Origin of the sequence: Marivirga salinae (assembly GCF_030503855.1) — a bacterium.
GTDB classification, from domain to species: Bacteria; Bacteroidota; Bacteroidia; order Cytophagales; family Cyclobacteriaceae; genus Marivirga; species Marivirga salinarum.
In genome coordinates this window covers 1,683,111-1,703,570 of record NZ_CP129971.1, presented here as the reverse complement: position 1 = coordinate 1,703,570, position 20,460 = coordinate 1,683,111, and the positions used below count along the sequence as shown (strand labels likewise).

The following is a 20,460-nucleotide window of genomic DNA, read 5'->3' as shown; positions in this document are numbered from 1 at the left end:
TTTACTTCATCAGCAGTTTATGCTATTGATGCTGTGGCTGTATTGCGTAGTCGCCAGACTCGCAGGTTTTTCTTTAGGGCATAGCCCTTTTTTATTCTAGGATACCCTACGCGGGAATCCAATACCCCAATTATATTCTATTATTTCATTGTAAGTGACCTAGCTGGTTTTCAAACCACTTTTCACGTTCATTTTCAATTTTTCATTCAATGGAAAAATCCAAGTTTATCATACGAATTGCTAAAGAAGCAGATCAAATTTATGCCTCAACTATTATAGAGGAAATGGCAGCATCAGCCGCCAAAAGAGGTACTGGCATTGCCCGCAGATCAGTTGAATATATCGAAAAAAAGATGCTGGAAGGTAAAGCGGTAATTGCTTTAACCAAAGATATGATATGGGCAGGATTCTGTTATATAGAATCCTGGGATCATGAGAAATATGTTGTCAATTCAGGCTTAATCGTTGCTCCAGAGTTCAGAATGACAGGTTTAGCAAAAGCCATTAAATCTGAAATATTTCAGTTGAGCAGAAAGAAATATCCCAATGCGAAAATCTTTGGCTTAACAACAGGCGGTGCTGTCATGAAAATTAACTCTGCCTTAGGATATATTCCCGTGAGCTACTCAGACTTGACAAAAGATGAGGAGTTCTGGAAAGGCTGTCAAAGCTGCGTGAATTACGATATACTACAATCCAAAAACAAGCAGAATTGTATTTGCACTGCCATGCTTTATACACCTAAGCCAGAAAGCAAAGTCAAAGCGCTCAGGAAGAATTTCGCCAAAAACATCAAGTTATTTGAACGCTGGACGAGGATCAAAAAGCATGTGATGCTTAAACTCAAAAAGCATTCAGCTCATCTGGTGAATCTATTTTAAATAGAGCCTATTAGGCAATTACACGAGAAGAGTATGCATCTATCTGATATTCTGTGTCATATAATAAATAATTGTGAAATTAATTATCAGATTCTAAAAGTCTCAAAAAATTAAAAATATAAAGAAATGAAAAAAGTTGTTTTAGCCTATAGCGGAGGATTGGATACCACCTTCTGCGGCTTATACTTATCGAAAGAATTAGGCTATGAAGTACATGCCGTTTTAGTGAATACAGGCGGTTTTTCTTCTGAAGAGTTGAAAGCAATTGATGTAAAAGCCAAAAAACTGGGCATTGCTTCCTTCACTGTCATCGATTGCCTGGAAACTTTCTATCAGAATGTCATCAGATTTTTGGTATTTGGAAATATTCTCAAAAATCAGACTTATCCATTATCGGTTAGCACCGAAAGAATAGTGCAAGCACAAGCTTTGGCTCAATATGCCAAAGAAATCGAGGCTGATGCATTGGCCCATGGAAGTACAGGAGCTGGCAATGACCAAGTGAGATTTGATATGGTTTTTCAAACCATACTACCCGATATTGAAATTATCACGCCTATCCGAGATTTGAAACTAAGCCGAGAACAGGAAATTGATTTCTTGAAAGCACAAGGTGTTGAGATGGATTTTGAAAAATCTAAATATTCCATCAATAAAGGGATATGGGGAACTTCTGTTGGTGGTGCAGAGACTCTAACTTCAGATCAATATTTACCTGATGAAGCTTTTCCTACCCCTATCACAAAAAAAGATGAGGAAGAAATTTCTCTGTCTTTTAAAAAAGGTGAGCTTATTGGAATCAATGAAAAAGTGTTTTCTCATCCTACGGAAGCTATTCAGGCTTTAGATAAAATCGCTTCGCCTTTAGGAATCGGTAGAGATATTCATGTGGGTGATACTATTATTGGCATAAAAGGAAGAGTGGGTTTTGAAGCAGCTGCTCCCTTAATCATCATCAAAGCGCATCATCTGTTGGAAAAACATACGCTTACCAAATGGCAAATTTTCTGGAAAAATCAATTGTCTGAGTTTTATGGAAATCATTTGCATGAAGGACATTATTTGGATCCCGTAATGCGAAATATTGAAGCCATGCTTTTGGATAGTCAGCAAAAAGTGAGCGGTAAAGTTAATGTGAAATTAAAGCCTGAGCATTTCATTCTAAAAGGAATCGAATCACCTCATGATTTAATGTCGGCAAAGTTTGGCAGTTATGGTGAAATGAACCTTACCTGGTCTGCAGAAGATGTGAAAGGCTTTACCAAAATCATAGGCAACCAAACTGCTATTTATCACCAAGTAAATAAATAATATGGAAAAGCTAAAAATTGGAATTGTAGGTGCAGCCGGCTATGCAGGTGGTGAATTGATAAGATTATTATTGCATCATCCTAAAGCAGAGATTGATTTTGCTTTGAGCAATAGCCAAAATGGGAAAAAAGTTAGCGAGGTACATACAGATTTGATTGGTGAGACAGATCTAGTGTTTACTCAATCACTAAAAGAAAGTGCTCAAGTCATATTCTTGGCATTACCTCATGGGAGATCACAGCAATTTCTTAAAGAAAATAAAATAGCCTATGAGGTTTTGGTCATTGATTTAAGCACTGATTTCAGAAATGAAAAAGAAGGTTTTGTATATGGTTTGACTGAGGTTTTCCCAGATAAAATTAAATCTTCGAAGCGGATTGCCAATCCAGGTTGCTTTGCCACAGCTATTCAGTTGGCCTTAGCTCCTGCAGTTGCAAAAAAGTGGGTAAGCCAAAGTATACATGTCAGTGGCATCACTGGTAGTACGGGCGCGGGAGTAATTCCTTCGGACACCACCCATTTTAGTTGGCGGAATCAGAATGTATCTTCCTATAAGCTCTTTGAACATCAGCATTTGCATGAAATCAAGCAGACCTTCACTCAATTAGATTCAGATTTCAAGGAAGATATCCTGTTTGTGCCATACAGAGGGAATTTCTCAAGAGGGATCGTGACAACAGTCTATTTTCCATTTGAAGGAAATCTTGAGGATGCAAAAAAGGTATTTTTAGAATATTACAAAACCTCTGCTTTCGTGCATGTTTCGGATGCGACTATTGATTTGAAACAAGTGGTCAATACCAATAAATGTCTATTGCATCTTGAAGTGAAATCAGATCAGTTGATTATTACTTCAATCATTGACAATCTATTGAAAGGAGCTGCCGGACAAGCAATTCAAAATATGAATCTACACTTAGGCTGGGAAGAAAATCTAGGATTACAATTAAAAGCCAACGCTTATTAAATTAACAGAAATGCACAATTTTATAAAATTCGAAACACAATCTACCGCTGAAAAATTAATCGAGACAGCACTTCAATTTAAGGAAAACCCATTTTTGCAAAAAGAATTGGGCAAAGACCTTAGAATAGGACTTATTTTTTTAAACCCAAGCTTAAGAACAAGAGCGAGCACCCAAATTGCCGCTAAAAATCTAGGAATGGAAGCTATTGTATTCAATATTGACAAGGAAGGTTGGGCATTGGAGTTTGAAGAAGGGGTGATTATGAATGAAAACAAGGCAGAACATATCAAAGAAGCGGCTGCAGTATTGGGAGGATATTTTGATGTTTTGGCAATCCGGGCTTTTCCTACTTTAATTGATAAAAAACAGGACATGGCTGATAAGGTCATCCATCAATTTATTAAATATAGTCACAAGCCAGTGGTGAGTTTAGAGAGCTCCAGCCGACATCCACTACAATCCTTAGCTGATATGATGAGCATAGAAGAAACTTGGAAGCAGGATAAAAAGCCAAAAGTAGTTTTGAGCTGGGCTCCACATGTAAAAGCTTTACCTCATGCAGTTCCTAATTCATTTGCGGAATGGGCATTAGGTTTGGAACATGAACTGGTCATCACACAGCCAAAAGGTTATGAATTGGGTGAACAATTTACCAAGGGAGCTGAGATTGAATATGACCAAGAAAAAGCAGTAGCCGATGCAGATTTTGTGTATATCAAAAACTGGAGCAGCTATCATGATTACGGGAAATTACCAGAAGTAGAAGGCAATTGGCTATTGCAAGACCATCAGCTGAAAGAAAGTGCTAAAATTATGCATTGCCTACCAGTGAGAAGAAATTTAGAATTGGCAGATGAACTATTGGACGGTTCAAAGAGCTTGGTGCAATTACAAGCCAATAATAGAATCTATGCAGCACAGGCTGTGCTTTTTGAAATCATTTCAAATATGAAATCATGAAAAAGGAAGTCGTAAATGTCATAAAAATCGGAGGCAAATCCATTGATAATGAAAAAGCTTTAGCTCAGTTCATCGAAGCATTTTCTAAAATACCAGGTAAAAAGATATTGGTACACGGTGGTGGTGTTTTAGCAAATCAGATAGGTGAAAAAATGGGGATCGAATCGCATTTTCATGAAGGAAGAAGAATAACGGATGATGAAACGCTGGATTTAATTACTATGGTTTATGGGGGATTGGTGAATAGAAAGACAGTGACAAAACTGCAAGCAAAAAATGTAAATGCAATTGGATTAAGTGGTGCAGATGGCAATCTCATAAAAGCTCATAAAAGAAGCGTGAAAGAAGTGGATTATGGTTTTGCTGGTGATATCGATGAGATAAATGCAGCATTTCTGCAAAGTCTATTGGTTCAAAATTTGACCCCAGTAATTTGTCCGGTTACACATAATGGGAAAGGCCAATTACTGAATACCAATGCTGATACCATAGCCAAGGATATTGCTTGTGCATTGCAAGCCTATTATGAAGTAAATTTATGGCTATGCTTTGATAAAAAAGGCGTTTTACTAGATGTAAATGATGGGAATTCAATTATTCTAAAACTAAATCCAGCAAGCTATGCTGAGCTTCTAGCTAAATCTCTGATTCATGATGGCATGAAACCCAAATTAGAAAATGCATTTCAAGCATTGAAATCGGGTGTTTCAAAAGTTAGAATTGGCTCAGCTGAAGATATTGACATTGCTATTAAGGAAGAAAATACTGGAACTTTTATTAGTGCATAATGGAAAATACTTATCTCAATAATTTAAAAATGAAAGCAATCAATCTTTTAAAAGAATTGATTGCTATTCCTTCATTTAGCAAAGAGGAGCATAAAACTGCTAATGCAATCGGTAACTTTCTAAATAGAGAATCTATAGAATTTACAAGAATTGGAAATAATATTATTGCCTTTAATCTTCATTTTGATGATCAAAACCCATCCATTCTGCTTAATTCACATCATGACACCGTAAAACCTAATGATGGTTATACAAATAATCCATTTGAAGCCATTGAGCAAAACGGAAAACTTTATGGATTAGGAAGTAATGATGCAGGAGGCCCGCTGGTCAGTTTATTGGCTAGCTTTCTTCATTTTTATGCTAAAGAGATCCCGTACAATTTGATTTTTATAGCTTCCGCTGAAGAAGAAATCAGTGGAAAGAATGGAATCAGCAGTGTTTTGGAGCATATTCCAAAATGTGAGTTAGCCATAGTAGGCGAACCCACACAAATGAAATTGGCTGTTGCAGAAAAAGGCTTATTAGTGATCGATGCCATTGCAAAAGGAAAAGCAGGGCATGCTGCAAGAAATGAAGGCGAAAATGCCATTTACAAGGCCATGGAAGACATTTTAAAAATCAAGAATTTCAAATTTAAAAAATCTTCCAACTATTTAGGGGAGAATAAAGTGAGTGCCACAGTTATAACTGCTGGACAACAGCATAATGTAGTACCTGAAAGTTGTCATTTCACAGTAGATGTTCGTGTCACGGACGCATATTCTTTGGAAGAAGCATTTGAAGAATTAAAGAGCCAACTAGATGCGACTCTTACTGCCCGCTCATTCCGATTGCAGAGCTCATTCATAGCTGATGGTCATAAAATGATGGAAGTCGCAAAAAGCCTAGGTCTTCCAAAATATGGAAGCCCTACTTTATCAGATCAAGCATTAATTCCCTTTGATTCAGTGAAAATTGGCCCGGGTGATTCAGCCCGTTCCCATACTGCTGATGAATTTATTGAATTGAAAGAAATTGAAGATGGGATTGAGACTTATATCCAAATACTAGAAAAATATATGAACCACCAAAAGATTGAAAAATGAAAATCTGGCAAAAAAATACAGGCTCATCAAAAGAAATAGAGCAATTCACCATAGGAAAAGATACTGAATTCGACATCTTATTAGCTCCTTATGATGTTTTAGGCTCGCTGGCACATTTAAAAATGTTAGCAAAAATCAATTTAATTTCTAATGAGGAACTGGAGGCTTTATCAAAAGAATTAAAAGTCATTTATCAGGAAATTAAGGACGGAAAATTTCAGATACAGGAAGGCGTGGAAGATGTTCATAGCCAAATTGAGTTCTTGCTGACCGAAAGATTGGGTGAAATGGGTAAAAAAATCCATAGTGGAAGATCCAGAAATGATCAAGTGCTGGTAGATTTAAAACTATATTATCGGGACAAAATCAAGGAAATTGTGGAAGCAAGTCAACAGCTATTTAGCTTATTGATGCAATTAGCAGAGAAACATAAAGGAGATTTAATGCCAGGTTATACACATACACAACTAGCCATGCCATCTTCTTTTGGCTTATGGTTTAGCAGTTTTGCTGAATCATTATCCGAGGATATGGATATGCTTTATGCGACATTTCAAATAGTCAATAAAAACCCCTTGGGTTCGGCTGCAGGTTACGGTTCATCATTTCCACTGGATAGAGCTTATACCACTGAATTATTGGGTTTTGAGGATATGCACCATAACGTCATCAATGCACAAAATAGTCGAGGAAAAACGGAGAAAACCATTGCATTTGCATTAAGTGGATTGGGCGGCACTTTAAATAAATTGGCGGCTGATATTTGTCTTTTCATGAATCAGCATTTTGCATTTATTAGTTTCCCTGATGAATTCACAACTGGAAGCAGCATTATGCCTCACAAAAAAAATCCTGATGTTTTTGAATTGGTGAGAGCTAAAAGTAATCAACTGAATTCAGTTCCAAATACTGTGATTTTGAATGGCACTAATTTAACCACAGGCTACCATCGTGATCTGCAGTTATTGAAAGAAGCTATTTTTCCAGGGATTCAGAATACGTTAGATTGCCTGAATATTTCCTATTACATGCTAAGAGAAATTAATGTGAAGCAAAATTTACTTGAAGATGAAAAATACCAGCATCTCTTCAGTGTGGAAGAAGTAAACAGATTAGTAAAAAGCGGAATTTCCTTTCGAGATGCTTACAAACAAGTTGGTATAGCTATTGAAGAAGGTGATTTTAAAGCCTCAACCCATTTGGAACATACTCATGAAGGCAGCTTAGGTAATTTATGTCTGGATGAGATAACAGCTAAAATGGAAGCTAAACTTAAAAGATTTGATTTTAGTAAAATTGAGAGTAGTAAGGAGGGATTGTTGGGATGAATACAATTAAGCCATTATTCTGAGTCATTGATGGTCGGTTTGCCACCTACCATGGTTAGGTAGTTTGTAAGGAATCCACTAATTGATGAGAATTGAAACTGAGTTTCAATTAGACTAGATTCCTGTCTTCACAGTAATGACGCACTGAGTATAGTGTGAATCTTAAATTATAGTCTGTAGCAATATGAAAAAAGCTGAAAAATAAAAAGACTGCCTTGAATTAAGGCAGTCTTTAGAATTATATTTTCAAAATCAGCAAATTATGCCATTTGAGCATCAATTTTATCCGCTAAAACTTGCTTTGGCACTGCTCCAATTTGTTTATCTACTACTTCTCCTCCTTTAAAAACTAATAAAGTCGGGATGCTTCTGATACCGAATTTTGCAGACACATTAGGATTTTCATCAACGTTAACTTTTCCAATTACCGCTTTACCATCATAATCTCCTGCTAATTCTTCTACTAATGGACCAATCATTTTACAAGGTCCGCACCACTCTGCCCAGAAATCAACCAAAACTGGTTGATCTGATTTTAATATTTCTTCAAAATTGCTGTCAGTTATTTCTACAGTACTTGCCATCTTATTTTCTATTTAATTTAATTCTAATTTATGCTGTTGAAAACGTAAAGATAGAAAAAATTGTTGCTACACACATTTCTATTTCAGTAACATATGTCACATATACGACTATTGTATAGGAGTTAAAAATATTATAACTAAAAAAACCCCTCAAATGAAGCCAAAATCAACTAATATTGATGAATTCAATTGATAAAATTGATTTGACTATCACAAAATTCTATTTAAAGCTCTTCCTGAACTTTACCGCATTTCAGCATTTTATCGCCAAAATAAGGGTTACGAATTTCTTCTTTATCGCTTAACCAAAAAGCACCTTCATTGTTAAATGCCATTGGACAAAATTGCTTATAAACAGTTTGCTCTTTGTTATCTGAATTTTCTTTCACCAAATCATAAACCTGCTGACTTAAATCATCAAAATCAGATCTAATTTCTTCCACATCCTCTTTTTCATGCATTTGCTTCGTTAAAGATTTCATTTGCTCTAATTCCGAGGCTATATTTCCTAATAACTTAGCCAAAGCAGATTTTGCTTCTGCTGCATCTGTTTTTACTAAAGCATCTTTTACACTAAAATAAGAAGATAAAATGCTTTTTAACTGCTCTGAACTCACTTCAGAAGTTGAAGCTTGCATCACCTTTTCTTCTTTAGGTTCTTCTTGAGCAGTTTGATTTTCCGATTTCTGTTCTTGACTGCAGCCTAATGTTAAAACTGCAAAGGCTACTAAACTTATGATTACTCTCTTCATTTTATTTTTATTTACTTTGGTTACAAATTTAATGTTTCTTCCTTGATTTTTTAGCTTTTTTCTTTCGTTTAGTCTTGATGGTGACGAAAAAGAGTAAAAAGCCTGAACATACAGTCAGCAATCCAAAAACTGAGAATGCTCTGATTAAAGTATTATTGAAATCATCTCTGGTTTGATAATCCATTGTATGAGTCATCCATAGAAAATCAAACCAACGCCAATCACGATGCCTCAATGTTTGAAAATCACCATTTTGAACATCAATATAGACTTTTAGAGATTCTGCTCCTTCAAATTCAATTTGCCAAACGGGTAATTTCCTTCCCCTAAACTCGTGATGAGCACCTGTTTCAGTCAGAAAATTCACATTTTCAATTTGATATTCTCCTTTAATTCTATTCCTCGCTATGGATTTGGCTTCCTCTTCAGTTATTTTTGTTTTAGGTTTCCCGCTTTCTGCATGAATCAGAACAGAGTCATTTACCCAGTAATAGGCTTCATCATTAAGAAATTTCAATTCCATTGAATGAATTTCCATCGAATCGGAAAGCACATTTAAGCTTTGAGAATTAACGGTTTTTTGCCCAGGTACCTCTTTTAGAAAATGATCTCCATGAATTTCATCCAAATCTGTCCAAGTGAAGTAAAGCCCACTTATGGTCCAAAATAAAAATTGGATACCAATTATTACGCCCAAATAACGGTGCGTCTTTCGAATATAATATTTATTGTTTTTTCTCATAATTTCAGGAATCAAATGAACCTGTACCAAACCATACTTGATCTAAAAATATCACTAAAAAGTGATAGGTGTAAGTTTCTTACAACACAAAATATTTCACCAAAATACCTCCTGTCAGCCATAAATAACTTGCAAAGGCAACCCATTTAAGTATTTTTTCTAAAAGAGGACTTTTAGGCGCCATCTCTTTATGGTGCATCACTTTCTTTCCTTTAAAGAATCCCAAATAAACTAAAACTCCTGAGATCATTAAAAATATTATATTTAGATAAAATGAGTAGTCTATTTGGAAATGATCATTTTCAATAATGCTTTTTCCGGCAGATGCATCAGGTAACATATCAAAAAGATTAAAGCCATAATGCAATATCATAGATGTTACAATTAGAGAAGTGAAAAGCAAAAATAAAATAAATAAGGACATCTTCCAGCCATAATACTTTGCATTAATTCTCAACACAGGAAACACTACTAAATCACTAAATATGAACGCGATAACACCAGCAAAACTCACTCCTTTTCCGTAAAGCAATGCAGCTAATGGAATATTTCCCATTGATCCGATAAATGTTAAAAATGCTGCAATAGGTCCAGCTATAACATGTTCCAGAAGTGTGAAAAAAGAAAACGAGCTTTGATCTTCGCCAGAATTGATAAATAAAGTTTGAAAAAACGAATCTGGCACAAAAACAGCTACTATCCCGGCAATAGTAAAACCAACTGTTACATCTTTCCATACCATTTTCCATTCCATGCCATATTGCTTTCCTACTTTAGCCCAGCTTTCAGACGACTTAAGTTTTTTCTTAAGAGGCTTTTCTTCTGATTCATCATCATCCGCTTTATCTAAATTTTTTCGTGCATTTTTGATAAGCTTTTTAGGTTTAATGATCCTGATCAAAATCCAGGAAATTAAGATTAAAAGGATCCCTCCAACATATTCCCCCACAACAAATTGCCAGCTGAGGAATACAGAAATGATAATTCCTAGTTCAATCACCAAATTGGTTGATGCCAATAAAAAAGCAATGGAAGAAATGAAACTAGCTCCTTTTTGAAATAAAGATTTTGCAGTTGCTAAAGCCGAGAAACTACATGAACTGCTGATAAATCCAAAAAAAGTACCCAACAAAACGCTTTTACCGCTGTCGGCTCCCATGCTTTCTTGCATTCTTTTTTCAGTAACAAATATTTGAATCAAGCTACTAATGGCATAACCTAGAACAAAAGCCCATAAAGCCATCCAAAAAAATCCTAGGGAAGTATAAGCAGCTTCTCCCCAGTTTTTTAAAAAATTATCCATCTAACTATATTTTTCAGTCTACAATTAAACACATTCTCTGTATAAATATAGAGTTTATATATTACTCAATTTTCTTAACTACTTCCCCACATCTTAGCATGCTTTCCCCAAAATAAGGATTTACTATTGGTTCCTCTTTGCTCAACCAATCTGCTCCTTTGTCATTATCTGCCATAGGACAGTGCTGTAAATAAAGCGTTTCGGAAATTGGCCTAAAAATTTCTGTCACCTGAATCATCCAATCCGATAAGGCGATGAAATTTTTGCGTAAATCCTCAATATTATCATGATGGTGAATATGCTCTAATACTTTCTCCATCTTCCCATGATACTCCATCCATTTTTCGTGGGCATCACCCTTAAATGCTTTCATATCAATTTTACTAAAGATAGCTTTCAACTCCTTTGCTTTTGCCTTTGCAGTTTCAAAATCGTCCTTGGTTAATGCATCTTTTAGCTGGAAATATTGAGCATAAAGTGGGTTTAATTCAGCTTTAGCATTATCTGAAATATCAATTTGATCTCCTTCCCCTTTGTCCGCACTCATCATACTTGTTTTGCCAGAAAGTTGTGCCGCTGCATCTATGCTAAACACACCTTGAACTGCGATTTCCTCGCCTTCTTCTAATCCTTTTTCAATCACAAAAGCATCATTTAATGGCAATCCCAGCTCCACATTTCGCATCACAAAGCTCACTCCTTTTTCAGTATCTTCCTGCACATAAACCACTGACTTTTTACCTGTCCACATCACAGCAGATTTAGGCACAACAATTGCTGATTCGGAGGTATTTTTAAATTGTATATTTCCTTTTACCAGCATCTCAGGCTTTAATCTTCCATCTACATTTTGAATCTCGGCTCGTGCTTTAACTACTCTACTTTGAGGATTCAAGCTTGGATCTATAAAATTGATATTACCTGAAAACTCCTCATTAGGAAAAGATGAAATAGTGAAATTTACTTCGCTCCCCAACTTAACAAAAGGAATATCTCGTTCATAAACATCAAACAGAACCCATACACTAGAAAGATTATTGACCTCAAATAAGGATTGTCCTAGCTTCACATAGTCTCCCTCTTTAATTTTCTTTTCAGTTACATATCCAGAATAATCCGCCCTTAATTCAAATTGTTCTTTAGGTTTGCCTGAAACAATAATACTTTCAATTTGAACATCTGTCAATTTCCAGTTTTTCAATTTTTCTTTAGAGGCTTCGAAAAGCTGTGGCTGATTGTCTTTATCCTGATTAGCTTGAAGCAATTCCTCTTGAGCCGTTAATAATTCCGGAGAATAAAGAACCGCCACTACCTGACCTTTTCGAACATATTCACCAGTGTAATTTACCCTCAAATCTTCTACTCTACCAGGGAAATGTGCTGTTTGCACATAGTTCAATCGATCGTTATCTTGAATTTTAGCCGTCAATCGGATATCTTTTTCGACTGCTTTTCGCTCCACTTTTGTTGTGCTTACTTGCGCTAATTTCATGGCTGTAGCCGACATACTTATAGCCTCTTCGCTAAGTACATCCCCTTCGCCTACCGCTTCATCCAATGGAATTAAATCCATTCCGCAGATTGGGCAATCGCCTGGTTCATTTTGTCGAACAGAAGGGTGCATGGAACAAGTCCAGATTTGGTCATTCGATTCTTCCGCAGTGTGTTGATGTGACGATGTGCTGATTTCTTGACTTGCTGATGTGCTAATAAAGTAGCCAACAACTGCGCCAATCAAGACACTTATCACTACTACTATAATGGTGGATTTATTAATTTTCATGATTTATATTTTTTGCTAGTGGAAATAATTTTAATTAGCTGAATTTGAAATCAGATATTCATATTTCTGAATGGAAATACAAAACTCTACTTCAGCTCTCGCTTTCAACTTTCGATATTTTAAAAACTGTTGTTGGATTCGTAAAACCTCCTCAAAATCAGCTCCTGAACTGGAATAACTCTTCCATATAATTTCCAATGTATTCTCCGTTTTCTTGATTTGTCGCTGGTACAAATTCAGTAATTCTAGTTGCTTTTCGATTTCAAAAACAGTGGATTCATAATCTGTGTCCAACTGGTTTTTTACATTTTGCTTTTGCAACTCATAACTCTCCTGCATGAGTTGAGCTTCCTTCTTTTGAGCATTGTATTTCTTTCTGAAAATGGGCAAACTCACAGACACCATTGGCATCAATACATCTTTACCATTATCAGCTAAAACCATATCCTGCCTTTCTCCTACTATTACATAATCAAGACCCAAGCCAATTTTAGGCAAGCCTTGCTTTTGAGCCACTCTTTCATTCGCCTCTGCAGATTGGATTTTGTATTCTAATGACTGAATTAATGGATGATCATTAAAAAGGGAATCTTTCACCAGCGAACGTTCGAAATTTAAAGGAGTCAAATCTTCCGAAATCTCTAGCTCAACTTCTTTATTGAGTACATTTTGAAAAGCAGTCAGCAAAGGTTTCTCTTTTTGTTTGAGTATTTCCAGATTGGTTTCTGTATCATCAATCATGATATCAACTCTCAATACATCCACCATACTTCCACTTGAACTACTGAATTTTCTTTCGGCTAAAGATTTATAAGATTTAAGGATTTCAATATTCTCTTTTTCTATTTGCACTAATTTTTTAAGCTCATAAAGCGGATAATATTGAGAAGCGACTTCCCAATACAATTTATTTCGTGCATCCAAAAAGGACTGAAAACGAGCTTCAGCTTCCAAAGCCACTACATTTTCCTGTGCTTTAAGTGTTCCAAACCAAGGAAACATTTGCGTTAAGCTAAATCGAGCCAATTGTGGCCCCACTCTGGTTTCAACTGGAGAGATGAAATACCCAATGGACAAATTAGGATCTGCCAAAGAAGAAGCCTGAGGCAATTTCTGTAGTACTGCTTCGTAGGCTTTGTATTCTGCCTGAAGTTTAGGATTATTCTCTACAGCTATTTTGAAATACTCATCTAAATCTGAATTCGTGTTTTGAGCATTTGCGGAAAACGAAAGCAACAGAACCAAGCTGGTTACTATAGTTAAATATATATATCGATGTCTCATTTTAACCTAATTTAAAGTTCTTACTTTTGGGTATTCTTAATTTTCCTTTCTTCCTTCATTGCATATAGCACTGGAATCAAAAAGTAGGTAAGTGCTGCCATCAACATCCCCCCAAAAGCAGGAATTGCCATAGGCACCATAATATCCGAACCTTTACCTGTTGAAGTCAGAATTGGAAGCAATGCAATAATGGTTGTAGTGGAAGTCATCACTGCTGGTTTAATTCTTTTTTGTCCTGCTTCAATTACAGCACTCCTAATTCCTTTGACATTGTCGGTCTTATTTTTATCGAAACTTTGATCGAGGTAAGTAGCCATTACTACACCATCATCAGTTGCAATTCCAAATAGAGCAATAAAACCTACCCAAACGGCTACACTCAAATTAATTGTACTGATTTGGAATAAGGACCTGAAATTGATATCAAACCACTCGAAATTGAAAAACCAATCTTGCCCATAAAGCCAAAGCATGATGAAGCCACCGCTAAATGCCAGTGCAATTCCTGAGAAGACCATAAAGCTGGTCAGTACAGACTTAAACTGGAAATAGAGAATCAAGAAAATGACCAATAGGACAATCGGCACAATGATACTCAGTCTTTTCTCAGCACGCACCTGATTTTCATAACTTCCTGAGAATTTATAATTTACGCCTTTTGGCACTTCCAATTCGCCATTATCAATTTTTTGCTGGATTAAATTTCGAGAATCTTCTACTGCTGTCACTTCAGCAAAACCATCTTTCTTATCAAATAAAACATAGCCTACTAAGAATGTATTCTCACTTTTTATTGCTTGTGGTCCACGCTCATATCTAATGTCCAGAATTTGTCCTAAAGGAATTTGGGCACCAGTTGAGGTAGAAATTAACATTCGAGAAAGCTCCTCAGGATTTTCTCTCAGCTCTCTAGGGTATCTTACTCTCACAGGAAAACGCTCCCTGCCTTCTACTGTATTAGTGACAGTCATTCCGCCAATAGCAGTTTCAATAAATTGCTGGACATCCTCTATACTTAAGCCATATCGAGCAATTTCGTCTCTGTTTATATCCAAGAGCATATAAGGCTTCCCTACAATTCGATCAGCAAAAACTGCTTCTGATTTAACAGAAGCAACCTCTTTCAGGATGTCTTCCAACTGTAATGAAAAAGATTCTATAGATCGTAAATCCGGACCAAAAACCTTAATACCCATAGGTGCACGCATCCCCGTTTGAAGCATTACCAATCGAGTTTCTATGGGTTGAAGTTTAGGCGCTGAAGTCACCCCAGGGATTTTAGTCACTTTAGCTATTTCATCCCAAATATCATCTGGACTTTTGATTTCCTCTCTCCAATTCCTGAAATATTGTCCATCAGAATCTTGTACCAAATAACTTTCAAAATCACCTCCAATTATTACAGAAATTTCATCTTGCAACTCTTCACCAAGTGTTTTCCCCTCTTCATCTGTGAATTTCCTGCTTCCTATATTAAAAAGTAATTTTGTTTCATTTTTATCGGAGGAAAAATCAAGTTCAGATAGTTTATCCCCCATACTGATATAAAAATCACCCTCGTTATTTACTTTAAATCTCTGCCTTTTTCCCTTTCCATTTAAAATGTATTCAGGTTTATAATTGATGACATTCTTCGAACATGGAAACCGGAGCAGGATCTAAAGCAGATTCCACTCTACCCAATTTACCAACCGTGAGTTCCACTTCTGGGATATTGGTCAACATCATATCCAGCTGACCTAAAACTTTTCTATTGTATGCTACTCCAGAATGCGGCATGGAAGTCGGCATTAACAAAAAGCTTCCTTCATCTAAAGAAGGCATAAACTCCTCCCCAATGCCTGGGAAAGTTTCGGCTATAGCAGACCAAACCTTTGTTTCTTGCACATTCCACCCAACTTTTTCAAAGCCTTTGGATACAAAGCCAAAAACAGTATTAAAGCCTAACCAAATGACAATTCCTAAAAGAATAAAGAAGCTAGGAATAGCTAAAAATGTCTTTTTATTATCTAAGCAAAGACCTAATATGTTTTTATAATAAGTTTCTATTAAGATAAATAAGGTTAATATAACTCCTACTATAACCGCCACAAAAATGAAATTGCTGATGAGGGATTTTGCAGGTCCAAGTGGTAGCCAATATTCAGCCAATAGCCACAGCACTGCAAAAACAGCAATAATCAAATCTGAGCGTTTCAGAATCCAGGCAAGGAAATTAGGTAATTGAACCTCTTTTTTCTCTATTATTTGATTTACTATTCCAAATAAACCAAAAAGCAAAACAACTACTCCCGCCCAAGTATAGCCGAATATCAAGCCTAATAAACCCAGCAAAATCAGACCTGGATTTGCAAACTTATTGAATGTCTTATTTTTAATTTTAAAGCCAAAAAAGATATGAGCTAAAGCTGGCAAGATTAATAAACTAACTACCAAAGCTGCTACCAAAGCAAAGGTTTTGGTAAAAGCTAATGGACTAAATAATTTCCCTTCGGCTGCTTGCAAGGTAAATACCGGAATAAAGCTGACTATAGTCGTGGAAACTGCAGTCAAAATTGCGCCTGAAACTTCCGAAGCACCATTATAAATGGTTTCGATCAGTTTTTGGTCTTCAGGGGCATCATCCAGATGTTTGATCACATTTTCAGTCAAAATAATCCCCAAATCGACCATGGTCCCTATGGCAATGGCGATACCAGAGAGCGCAACAATGTTGGCTTCAACTCCGAAATAGCGCATGGCAATGAAAACCATCAAAACCGCAATAGGCAATAAGGACGAAATCAGGATAGACGCACGCAATCGGTAAACCATGATTGTAATGACCAAAATGGAAATCAAAATTTGTAAGGTCAATGCATCTTCAAGTGTGCCTAAAGTTTCATAAATCAATTCAGATCTATCGTAAAAAGGAACTATGGTCAAAGTACTTTTAGTACCATCCGCCAAGGTTTTGCTTGGCATTCCGGGAGCTATCTCCTCAATTTTATCCTTTACATTATTGATGATTTGTAGAGGATTTGCTCCATATCGTCCTACTACTACTCCACCAACCACTTCAGCACCATCCTTATCCAAAATTCCTCGCCTGGTTGCAGGGCCGAGGGAAACTGTGGCTATATCTTTAATTCGAACTGGAGTATTATCCACTACAGCCACCACTGCAGATTCAATATCTTCTATATTCTCAATATAACCTAAGCCTCTTACCAAGTATTCTGCCTGATTGATTTCGATGGTTTTGGCACCCACATCACGGTTAGAATTCTTTACCGCACTCATAACCTTATTCAGCGGAATATTATAAACTTTAAGTGCATCAGGATCTACATCAATTTGATATTCTTTTACAAATCCACCAATGGAAGCTACTTCCGAAACATTCTCAGCGGCATTTAATCCATATTTGACATAGAAATCCTGTACCGAGCGAATTTCATGTAAATCCCAACCACCGGTCGGATTGCCTTCTTCATCCCTACCTTCTATGGTGTACCAATAAACCTGTCCCAAGGCAGTTGCATCAGGTCCTAAAGTTGGCTGAACAGATTCAGGCAATAGCCCTCCAGGAATCGAATTTAGCTTTTCAAGAATACGAGACCGTGTCCAGTAAAATTCCTTTTCTTCATCAAAAATGATGTAGATACTAGAAAAGCCGAAAATAGAAGAGCTCCTAATAGTTTTCACTCCGGGAATCCCTAATAAATAAGTAGTTAAAGGATAAGAGATCTGGTCTTCAATATCCTGGGGTGAACGACCCGGCCATTGCGTAAACACAATTTGCTGGTTTTCACCATAATTGGGGATGGCATCGACTGGAACTGGGTCAGATGGAAGTATATCGACACTCCATCCAAAGGGAGCTACTGAAATACCCCAGGCTACTAATCCTGTTAAGAGTAAAAAAGTAACTAACCTATTATATAAGAAATATTTGATTATTCGATTTAACATAAGAAACCATTGATTTAAACATAGAAAATTCAATCGAGGGAAAATCTCCTTCGATTATTCGTTTAAAACAATGGTAGTATTAAATCAAAAAGCTTTGGTATAGTACTTGTAATGGTGCTTTGTAGAGAGGCGGGCTATCAAAAATCAGTAAGGAAGAATGTGCTTGTGAATCTAATGGATTAGAGAATAAATAATTCACCAAAACATAAATTACTGATACGAATGATGTGCCATTTTTTAATATGGAATTGTTCTCTTTTTGCTGTTGAATGTCTTCAACCACTATTTTTTGAGATTCTGTTTTACAACAGCCTTCTTTTTCTTCTTCATGCTTATGACAAGGAGGCATTTCCTTGTTTTCAGTATGATGTGTACAATGTGTGTCTTTTTCAGCAAATGCTACTTCCTGCAAAGCATTTCCACAGTAATGCTTATACATTACTGCGCCTAAGCTTGTACTGAGAATTAACACAGATAGCAGTATGGCTAATATGGATTTTTGCTGAATCACAATTTTCAATTACGATAGTAAATTTAAAAGGTTTTATCGGAATTAAAAAATTAATTCATTTATCAATAAGCGGAAAATCTAATTCTATACAATTTAGTATTGATTATAACCAACTGGCAATCAATCAGATTCTAAAACCGTCAACTCTACACGTCTGTTTAAAGCTCTATTCTCGTCAGAATCATTTGGTACCAACGGTTTTGATTGACCGTAACCTTTTGCAATCATTCTGTCTGCTGAAACATTATTTGAGGATAAATATTTGATAACCGATTTAGCTCTTTCTCCAGATAATTTCAGATTATAATTTTCATCACCTAGATCATCAGTATGTGCCGCTATTTCAATTTTAATACTTTCATTTTTATTAAGAAGTTCAATAACTCGATCTAACTCAAAATATGAAGCTGAGTCTAATTCTGTAGAATTTAAATCAAACGTAATGTAATTGAGATTAAGAGAAGACCCCTTTTCAATTCTCATTATTTCCATATTTACGTTATAATTACCATATTCATCTTTTTCACCTTCACCTGCTACCACCTTGGTAGAAGAGAACATATAGCCCTTGTCACTACCAGTCAATACTTCATATCGATTACCTTTTCTTAGGTAAACTTCCTCATTATCATTTGCTACAATTAATTCATCTTCATCCTCATTTTTGAAATAGACTTTCATTTTCATTTTCTGGTTCGAAACAATATCCGTTACATTGGCTTTCACTTTCACTTTCTCAAACGGCACTAAAATCGCATATTTCATTTGACTTTTAAATGTGTCCGGATTGAATATTATCTCTTCTTCATGAGTTGGGTATTTCGGAACATTAACTTTTACCTGATACTTTTGATCTGTTTTTAAATCCAGATTTATTGATTTTTGTTCTAATGATAATGAATCATCATAAATCATATCTCCATTACCTCCTTTGATACTTAAAAAAGCAGAAAGTGGCTTTTCAATATCTTTATCTCGAATGGAAATCTCCATTTTGTAATTATCCTCTAATTCTACATCAGATTTGATTTCTTTATAAGACTCTACAATTTTCAGTTCATGAAGCTCTTCTTGTGAAAAATAATTGGGGCTTGAGAATAAAACACGATAATCTAATCCTCCTTGTAAAACCAAGCTATATCTTCCATCTACTGTACTGCTTTTAGCATTTGCTAACAGCTCTCCAGTTTCATTATCATAAACTCGAATATTTGATTCTACAGGATCTCCATCAGTATTTTTCACGATGCCCTTCACGGTGATATTTATCATTTGTTTGAATTTCTCAGGAATAGCTGTTTTATAAATATCATCATCGCTATAATAGAAAATTTCCTTTCCCGATGCAGATATAGCAGGACTCTGATCATTTTCATCCGAGTTTAAGTAATCAAGTTCTAAAGGCTCACTCCAGCTTCCATCAGGTTGCAAACGCGTTTGATAAAGATCATATTTCCCCAATCCTTCTTCCTTAATAGAGGAAAAAATAAGTGTATGGTTATCTGCCATTATTTTCGGATCTCGTTCGCATCCAGAATTGATGATCTCAGGAAGCGCTTGAGGCTCACCCCATTCTCCATTTTCATTTTTGTGCGAAACAAATATCCTAAAGCAGTTTTCTTTACTTTTCCTATCAACAGGATTATCAAAATTTAAACGAATAAAATATAGGGAGTTTCCATCCGATGATACTGAAGGAAAGCCTTCGTAGTCATCATTCGTATTAATTGGTGCACCAATACTTTTGGGTTCGCTCCATTCTTTATCACCGATTCTCTCAGAATAATATATATCTTCAGTTTCAGTCTCCCCTTCAATAAAAGCAGTAAAATAAAGTGTATTTCCATCATAACTTAGAGACGGGCCTGCCAAAAAATCACAAGCAGCATTAATCTCTTTTAATGGTGTAGGTTCCGACCAAATACTATCATCTTGCAAAACAGATTCATATAACTCCCAACCAAAATCCGAATCTGATTGAAAAATCATGGTTTTACCATCAGCTGATAAACTCGGTGCAAATTCAGTATTACGTTTTGAACTAACTCCTCCCACTACCGTTCTTTCCGCATTTTGAGCAGAAAGAAAATTGATGAATAAAAGGCTGATGCATAAGACAGTAATAATTCTTTTCATGTGTATAAGTTTATTGCCAACGGTCACATGGAATCTTTGATAAAAATTCATTCTTGGTTGATGTAAATTTCGAAACTGAATTTTTAA

General features: G+C 35.9%; 15 protein-coding genes and 1 pseudogene. 7 read left to right on the top strand and 9 right to left on the bottom strand.

The features are described from left to right. Positions 1-209: 209 nt before the first annotated feature. From QYS49_RS07235 to argH, 7 genes are all read left to right on the top strand, one after another. Positions 210-881, top strand: a complete 672-nt coding sequence (locus QYS49_RS07235) for a GNAT family N-acetyltransferase (protein ID WP_308351072.1) — start codon at positions 210-212, stop codon at positions 879-881. A 126-nt stretch (positions 882-1,007) separates the two neighbouring features. Then, on the top strand, positions 1,008-2,192 hold the full coding sequence (gene argG / locus QYS49_RS07230) for an argininosuccinate synthase (RefSeq protein ID WP_308351070.1): 1,185 nt from the start codon (positions 1,008-1,010) through the stop codon (positions 2,190-2,192). A 1-nt stretch (position 2,193) separates the two neighbouring features. Next, positions 2,194-3,159: an N-acetyl-gamma-glutamyl-phosphate reductase gene (gene argC / locus QYS49_RS07225; protein ID WP_308351068.1), complete on the top strand. Its 966-nt coding sequence runs from the start codon at positions 2,194-2,196 to the stop codon at positions 3,157-3,159. Positions 3,160-3,169: 10 nt separating this feature from the next. Further along, entirely contained in the window at positions 3,170-4,120 is a 951-nt protein-coding gene (locus QYS49_RS07220) for a Rossmann-fold NAD(P)-binding domain-containing protein (protein WP_308351066.1), read from the top strand. Further along, positions 4,117-4,908, top strand: coding sequence for an acetylglutamate kinase (argB, locus tag QYS49_RS07215; protein ID WP_308351064.1), 792 nt, complete (start codon positions 4,117-4,119; stop codon positions 4,906-4,908). Before QYS49_RS07220 ends, argB begins: the two co-directional genes overlap by 4 nt. Before the next feature lie 29 nt (positions 4,909-4,937). Next, positions 4,938-5,996 (top strand): M20 family metallo-hydrolase, encoded by a 1,059-nt coding sequence (locus QYS49_RS07210; RefSeq protein WP_372587672.1) that lies wholly within the window; start codon positions 4,938-4,940, stop codon positions 5,994-5,996. Next, positions 5,993-7,324: an argininosuccinate lyase gene (gene argH, locus QYS49_RS07205; protein ID WP_308351060.1), complete on the top strand. Its 1,332-nt coding sequence runs from the start codon at positions 5,993-5,995 to the stop codon at positions 7,322-7,324. The genes QYS49_RS07210 and argH overlap by 4 nt, the downstream gene beginning before the upstream one ends. A gap of 260 nt (positions 7,325-7,584) precedes the next feature. Here the strand turns inward: argH and trxA are convergent, their stop codons facing one another. The 9 genes and pseudogenes from trxA to QYS49_RS07160 form a co-directional block, all read right to left on the bottom strand. Then, a complete protein-coding gene (trxA, locus tag QYS49_RS07200; protein ID WP_013453673.1) occupies positions 7,585-7,908 on the bottom strand; it encodes a thioredoxin in 324 nt (107 codons plus the stop codon). Between the two features lie 224 nt (positions 7,909-8,132). Beyond that, the gene (locus tag QYS49_RS07195; protein ID WP_308351059.1) at positions 8,133-8,660 is read right to left on the bottom strand and encodes a DUF3347 domain-containing protein; all 528 of its coding nucleotides are present in this window, start codon (positions 8,658-8,660) and stop codon (positions 8,133-8,135) included. A 28-nt stretch (positions 8,661-8,688) separates the two neighbouring features. Further along, positions 8,689-9,402 carry a PepSY domain-containing protein gene (locus QYS49_RS07190; protein ID WP_308351057.1) on the bottom strand — a complete coding sequence of 238 codons (714 nt, stop codon included), beginning with the start codon at positions 9,400-9,402 and terminating at the stop codon, positions 8,689-8,691. A 79-nt stretch (positions 9,403-9,481) separates the two neighbouring features. Then, on the bottom strand, positions 9,482-10,705 hold the full coding sequence (locus QYS49_RS07185) for a permease (protein WP_308351056.1): 1,224 nt from the start codon (positions 10,703-10,705) through the stop codon (positions 9,482-9,484). A 61-nt stretch (positions 10,706-10,766) separates the two neighbouring features. Next, a complete protein-coding gene (locus tag QYS49_RS07180) occupies positions 10,767-12,488 on the bottom strand; it encodes an efflux RND transporter periplasmic adaptor subunit (RefSeq protein WP_308351054.1) in 1,722 nt (573 codons plus the stop codon). Positions 12,489-12,518: 30 nt separating this feature from the next. Beyond that, on the bottom strand, positions 12,519-13,772 hold the full coding sequence (locus QYS49_RS07175) for a TolC family protein (RefSeq protein ID WP_308351052.1): 1,254 nt from the start codon (positions 13,770-13,772) through the stop codon (positions 12,519-12,521). Between the two features lie 20 nt (positions 13,773-13,792). Next, positions 13,793-17,726, bottom strand: a pseudogene (locus QYS49_RS07170) (efflux RND transporter permease subunit). A gap of 79 nt (positions 17,727-17,805) precedes the next feature. Beyond that, positions 17,806-18,237 carry an HYC_CC_PP family protein gene (locus QYS49_RS07165; RefSeq protein ID WP_308351050.1) on the bottom strand — a complete coding sequence of 144 codons (432 nt, stop codon included), beginning with the start codon at positions 18,235-18,237 and terminating at the stop codon, positions 17,806-17,808. 120 nt (positions 18,238-18,357) lie between these two features. Continuing rightward, entirely contained in the window at positions 18,358-20,373 is a 2,016-nt protein-coding gene (locus QYS49_RS07160) for an OmpA family protein (RefSeq protein WP_308351048.1), read from the bottom strand. Positions 20,374-20,460 lie beyond the last annotated feature (87 nt).